The 4,282-nt window shown below is 70.1% G+C and carries 4 protein-coding genes; 2 read left to right on the top strand and 2 right to left on the bottom strand.

Annotated features, from left to right (window positions below):
- Both tap and tpg read left to right on the top strand, forming a co-directional pair.
- On the top strand, positions 1-1,832 hold a 1,832-nt coding region (gene tap, locus AOK24_RS44695), incomplete at its 5' end, for a telomere-associated protein Tap (RefSeq protein WP_055725508.1).
- 6 nt (positions 1,833-1,838) lie between these two features.
- Positions 1,839-2,396, top strand: a complete 558-nt coding sequence (gene tpg / locus AOK24_RS44690; protein WP_055725507.1) for a telomere-protecting terminal protein Tpg — start codon at positions 1,839-1,841, stop codon at positions 2,394-2,396.
- Between the two features lie 114 nt (positions 2,397-2,510).
- Here the strand turns inward: tpg and AOK24_RS44685 are convergent, their stop codons facing one another.
- Complete coding sequence (locus tag AOK24_RS44685; protein ID WP_478078800.1) at positions 2,511-3,185, bottom strand: lytic polysaccharide monooxygenase auxiliary activity family 9 protein; 675 nt, start codon at positions 3,183-3,185, stop codon at positions 2,511-2,513.
- A 143-nt stretch (positions 3,186-3,328) separates the two neighbouring features.
- Positions 3,329-4,282, bottom strand: a 954-nt coding sequence (locus tag AOK24_RS44680) for a helicase associated domain-containing protein (RefSeq protein WP_206191380.1), incomplete at its 5' end; no start/stop codon positions are given.

Here is a 4,282-nt window from a genome sequence, read left to right as displayed (position 1 = left end):
CTCCCGCGCCTGCACCGGCCCCGGCCACTCCGGGACCGACTTCGCGGCGTCCGGCGACTAAGAAAGCGGCGAGGAGGACGACTCCGGCGGAGCCCGCGGCCGACCCCAGGTTCGAGAACGGCCCCCTGGCCGTCGTCGACGTCGAGGACGGCCAGACATCGGCGTACTGCGTCGGCGGCCACGTCCTGGACGTCCCCGCCCGTTCCCTGCCCGCGCTCATCGAGTGGACCCTGACGGAGGCCCGCCTCGGCCAGCCCCGCCTGCACCGCCACGGCCGAGACGCCGACCCGGTCCTCGTCCTCACCCCGGCCGCCCTGGAACGCTACGGCCTGCCCACCACCCTGACGGAGGAGGAACGCCGCACCGGACGTCTCCCGGACAACCACAAGACGGTCAAGCAACTCCTCAAGGCAGGCTGGCAGCTGACCCAGCGCGGCTTCGGCCCCTGGGCACGGATCTACCGCCCCGCGGAAGGCTCCCGGCGCCACTGCGTCCAACTGTGCATCCCCGCCTGGAACGCCCTCGACGTCCGCGAATGGGACCGCAAGGACGCCCCGCTCCTGCCGACGATGCACCCCGCCGACCTCGCCCGCTACCTCGGCACCTACGCGCAGCGGGTGACGACTCCACGCGGCACGACAGCGGTCACCGGCCTCGAACTCATGGTCGCCCTGCGCCCACCGACCCGCGCAGAGCGGGACGAGACCACCGGCGAGTGGAAGCGGGCGCTCAACCCGGACGCGCTGACGGCCGTGTACGACGTGGTGGAGTGCGAGGTCCCCGACGAACACCCGCTCCTGAAGGACAGATTCGCCCGCCACCACCTGCGCGGCCCGGCCGAGATGCTCATGGAGGAGCCCTACGACTGGTGCCGTCCGCTGACCGACGAGGAGTGCGAGAACCCCTTCCTCGTCGCGATCGACGTGAACATGTCGTTCGCGGCGGCGGCGAACGGCCTCACGGTCGGCCTGAACGGTCCGACCCACCTGACGGACAACCCGCCGTTCGACGCCTCCCTCCCGGGCTCGTGGCTGGTCGACCTGTCCCACACCGACCTCTCCCGCGTCCGGATCGACGGCCACGGCATCGACGCCCAGCGCCTCCCATCCCCCTTCACCCCGTCCGGCGAGCACCCCGACGGCCCGGCCTGGTACGCCACCCCGACGGTCGCGTACGCGGTGGAACTGGGTTTCGAGGTCGCCCCGGTCGAGGCGTACGTCCGTACGCACAGCGGCCGTTACCTGGACGGCTGGTACAAGCGGCTGCGGGACGCGTACGTGGCGACGATGGCCGACCTCGGCGTCACCACCGACCTCACGGGCCAGGACTTCCTGGACGCGATGACCCACACCGGGGACGCCGACCCGGTGCTGGGCCTACTGGCGGGTGCGGTGAAGGCGACGGCGAAGGGCGGCATCGGCAAACTGCGCCAGCGCAACCGGGGCCAGGTGCCCTACTACGAACCCTGGCCCGCGCTGGCCCGGGAGACCTGGCGCCCCGACATCCGGGCGGCCGTCCTCGCCAACCAGCGCATCGGCATCCACCGCAAGCTGCTGAAGACCGCCGCCCTGGCCGGCGTGTACCCGGTGGCGATCGGCACGGACGCGATCGTCTACCCCTCCGAGGGCCCGTCACCGCTGGACGTCCTGCCGCACACCACAGACGGGAAACCGCTGCCGGGCGGTTTCCGCCTGGGCGTGTCACCAGGCATGGTGAAGCACCAGGGCACGAGAACGGTCCTGTGGGCGGAGGAACAGTTCGAGGAGGCGGGCACGGTCTTCAACCTCGCCAACCTCATCAAAGCGGGCCCCGGCACGGGCGAAGGGGAGTAGCCGACGATGACGGACTCGGTCGGGGACGGCCTGGACGCCGCACTGGAATCGGCGTTCACCCGCCGCATCCCCCAAAGCGCCCAGGCCCAGATGAAATACCTGGTGAAACAGCTCAAGGGCACCAGGGCAGCAGCCGAGGCACTCGGCATCTCCCAGCGCACCGTGGAACGCTACGTGGCGGGCAAACTCAAACGCCCCCGCCGCGACCTGCGCGAACGCATGGAACACGAGGTCAGAAAGCGCTGGCAGCCCCAGGTCCGCGCCCGCGCCAAGAAGAAAGCCACCTCCACCGACGGCGTCATCGTCTCCACCCGCGCCCGCTTCGGCTTCACCGCCGCCCCCGGCACCACCGACGACGCCCGCACCCGCGACATCACCCAGGCCCTCCCCCCGCACTGGGCCCAACGCCTCTTCACCGCCCGCGACGCCGGCGCCGACGAACACCAGCTCCGCGCCATCGCGGCGGACGCTCTGGCGGAGATGTACTTCCGCAACAACAACACGCGCGCGGCGGGCCTGGGCGTGGAGTTCACGGACGTGACACACATCCGCATCGACCTCTAGGGGTCGGCCTGGGCTGTGGCGGTTTCTGCTCCGAGGTGGAGGAGCCGGGCGGGGATCGGTGGGCCGGGCAGCGGGTTTCCGGTGCCCGGCCGGGGCTGGTGCGGCGTGCGGTACTCAGCCGAAGTTCACATCGCTGCACCACATGTAGGCCTGGTCGAGGTGTGAAGCCTGCCAGATCACGAACAGGATGTGGTGTCCGGTGTAGCCGGAGGTCTGGACGGGGAACGTGATGTCGTTCGCCGGGGCGAAGCGGCCGGTCTGCGTGATGAAGTCGAGGCTGCCCCAGCCCAGGGTCTGAGTCTTGGGGTTGTAGCCCTGCTTGCTGACGTAGACCTTGAAGTAGTCGGCGCCGTGGGACGCCTGGTCGTACAGGTGGACCGAGAAGTTGCTGCCGATGGTGGTGGTCTTCCACAGTCCGGGCTTGTCCAGACTGGCGTTCCGGGAGAGGTTGTTGCTACAGAGCGTCCCGTCGGGGGTCCGCGCCTGGAACTGGCCTCCGAGACCATCGCGGAGCGCGCTCATCCAGTTCCACATGGTGTCGGAGTTGGCCTGGAATGCCTGCCAGCACATGGGGTCCTGGGTCTGCATGGCCGGGTTCAGATGGTCGTTGCCCCACGTCTTCCAGCACTGGTACGCGCGGGTGGCGGGGCCGACGACGGTGCCGTGGGCCTGAGCGGGAGCCGGCCAGGCGAGCGCGCCGGCGATCACGGCGAACAGCATGACGAGCGCCTGGAGAGACCGGCGGAGAGACGCCTGCGAACGTCGGGTCAACGGACTCTTCGTGTGCATGTGGGGGGACTCCTTCCAGTTGCAAGGCTGTTATGGGAGCGCTCCCAACGTAGGCTCTCCGGACGGGATGTCAACGGAGTACGCGGAGTTGGTTACAGGGGCAGGCGACGAGCAGGAAACCCGCACGACTCACCGGCACGCGTTCACGTCCACCGCATGCCGATCGCGGACAGCAGCTCCATCCGCTCCGGCGTCAGGGTCGCGGCCCGGCTCCGCTGATTCCCGATCCAGGCCCCCAGCTTGTGCTCCCGTTCCTCCTGGTCCTCGCCGACAACCCGTTCAACCCACTTCCTCGGGACCTGAAGGTGCCCCTCACGCTCGTAGAACTGCTTGGCAGCCTCGTAGTTCATCGCCCATTTGTCGGCCTGCGTACGGCGCTTGGGCTTCTCGTCCTCGCCGGCGGGCTCGATCCCGAGGACCTGCTCGCACATCCACTGCTGCACGGTCGTGAGCTGGTCCCAACCGAGCCGGACCGACTGCACCCACCGCCCGAGATCCTCGCCCTGGCGCATGACGGCACCCGCCTCGGTGGGCAGCGCCTCCCCGGCGTCCAGGCGCGTCCGCACGAGGTGGAAGCACCGCTGCCAGGTCACCGGCCAGCTCGGGCACCAGGACGCGTCGATCTCCTCCAGTTGCTCGCGCCTCTCCTCCGGCAGCGCCCCGGCCGACGACTCGACCGGCAGCCCCTGGGCACGCCGCTGCTCGATCTCCTGTGCCTTCCGGGCGGCGGCCCGCGCGTTCTTCAGGAAGATGCCCACCCGGTACCCCTGATAGGTGGCGTCCAGCGGAGCCAGGAGGTGGCCGTGTTCGGCGGCCCACCCGCGCGCGGCAGACAGCCCTTCCTCCCATGCGACGTCGTAGTGGCTCCACACCATGCCCAGCTTCTCCAGCTGGGTGATGCGGTCCTCGTCCATGTCCCCGCGGGCGTAGAAGCGCCGGTTGTCGGCGATCCACTGCCCGAGCGGAACGTTCGCGAGCGAGGCCGGCCACCCGACCCCCTCCGCCTCCTCGCCCTCCGGCACGCGGTAGGTGAAGGGCACCTTCAGGTTCCCGTGCTCGCGCCCGAAGATGACGGCTGCCTCCACCCCGCCCCGCCA

This window comes from Streptomyces niveiscabiei (assembly GCF_001419795.1).
In the GTDB taxonomy this organism is placed as follows: Bacteria; Actinomycetota; Actinomycetes; order Streptomycetales; family Streptomycetaceae; genus Streptomyces; species Streptomyces niveiscabiei.
The sequence above is the reverse complement of the archived record's forward strand: the minus strand, read 5'-3'. Positions and strand labels throughout refer to the sequence as shown.

Excerpts from the sequence above, each read along its gene's own strand:
- tpg (WP_055725507.1), top strand. The coding sequence starts at position 1,839 with ATGACGGACTCGGTCGGGGACGGCCTGGACGCCGCACTGGAATCGGCG.
- AOK24_RS44685 (WP_478078800.1), bottom strand. The coding sequence starts at position 3,185 with ATGCACACGAAGAGTCCGTTGACCCGACGTTCGCAGGCGTCTCTCCGC.